Below are 1,690 nucleotides of genomic sequence, written 5' to 3'. Positions count from 1 at the left end.
GACAGATTATAAATTTGTCAATTCTACAGGGCTGAACAATAGTGATTTACAAGGTATGCACCCAAGTGCGTTTGGTGAGAAAGATGAAAACGTTATGCCAGCTCGTTCTGTTGCTAAACTAGCCTATCATTTATTGAAGGAATATCCCGAAGTATTAGATACGACCAAAATTGCAAAAAAGACATTCCGTGAAGGCACGGACGATGCCATTGATATGGTGAACTGGAACTTCATGTTACCTGGGTTAGTGTATGAATATGACGGTATCGATGGTTTGAAAACAGGAACTACGGAATTTGCAGGACATTGTTTCACAGGGACTGCCGTACGTGATGGCCGACGTGTTATTGCTGTTGTAATGAATGCAGTGGATGATAAAGGCGTTGGATCTTATGAAGCACGTTTTGATGCTACTCGTGTGTTATTCGATTATGGCTTTAAGGAGTTTAGTGAAACAGAGCTACTCAAAGCAGGACATCAGTTCAAGAAGCAGAAAACGCTAGACGTGATTAAAGGGAAAGAGAAGAAAGTAGCAATCGCTACAAAGAAACCTATTAAAATGCTAGTTCGCAATGGCGAAGATCAAGACTATACTACTGAACTCGTATTGGATGAGAAATTAGTGAAAAATGGACAAGTCCAAGCGCCAATTAAAAAAGGGACGGTCGTTGGTCATGTCAAACTAGTAAAAAAAGATGGTTCAGATTATGGGTTTATTGATGGGAAAATAGTTGATGCGGAAGTAGTCACGACTGAAGAGGTGAAGAAAGCTGGTTGGTTCTCGTTAACTATGGGGGCAATCGGTAATTTCTTCTCCAATGCATGGAATAGTTCCACTGGTTTCGTAAAAGGCTTATTTAATTAACTACCAAAAGACAGCGTACCTACTCAGGTATAGCTGTCTTTTTTATATTCCACACATCAAACAACTTTGGAATTGCCCGTTTGATGTCATTTTCAGTTAGTCCACCGAAACCGATAAGGAATGAAGGAGGGGATTGGTCAGGTGTTACCTTATAGGTGTCTAGACCACGAACTTTTATTCCTGATTGAAGAGCTTCACTAATTAGTTCCTTTTCAGTTCTAGTCGTATGAATGTGAAGCAACACATGCATACCTGCTTCATCGCCCGAGAATGAAATGTTAGATCCATACGATTTCAATAAATTTGTCAACGTATGCATTTTTCGACGATAGATTTTACGCATGCGGTTCAGATGGCGTGAAAATTGTCCATCCGCCATGAAACGTGCAAGGATATGTTGATCTATCCGCGGTACAGAAGAAGAGTAGGGAATAAAAGCCTGACGGTACGTATCCAATAGCCTTGGTGGTAACACCATGTAGGCGATCCGCATAGATGGCATAAGAGATTTAGTAAATGTACTTAAATAAATGACATTTTCTCCTTTATCCATCCCTTGCAAGGAAGGTATAGGACGTCCCCGGTAACGGAATTCACTGTCATAGTCATCTTCAATTATGAAAAACTCGGGATTGGATGCAGCCCAGTTCAAAAGAGCAGTTCTGCGAGCCGCAGACAGCACTGTACCGGTTGGGAACTGATGAGAAGGGGTTACGTAGGCTATAGAAGCATCAGACCGTTGTAGTGCCTTTACGTCAAGTCCTTCATGGTCGACTGCAATGGGAATCGTTTTTCTGTAGTTTTCGGTAAAGACGTGTTTGGTCA

2 protein-coding genes are annotated in these 1,690 nt (G+C 41.4%); one reads left to right on the top strand and one right to left on the bottom strand.

From position 1 onward, the window contains the following. The coding region (locus CVD27_RS04410; RefSeq protein WP_101646674.1) for a D-alanyl-D-alanine carboxypeptidase family protein at window positions 1–865 on the top strand (865 nt) is incomplete at its 5' end. Window positions 866–884: 19 nt separating this feature from the next. On the opposite strand, the gene pdxR is transcribed toward CVD27_RS04410, so the two are convergent. Then, window positions 885–1,690: MocR-like pyridoxine biosynthesis transcription factor PdxR (gene pdxR / locus CVD27_RS04405; RefSeq protein WP_142384074.1), on the bottom strand; the 806-nt coding region annotated here is incomplete at its 5' end.

Source organism: Neobacillus cucumis (genome assembly GCF_002860255.1).
GTDB classification, from domain to species: Bacteria; Bacillota; Bacilli; order Bacillales; family Cytobacillaceae; genus Neobacillus; species Neobacillus cucumis_A.
Note: the sequence above shows the minus strand (reverse complement) of the source record. Positions and strands in the feature narration are given on the sequence as shown.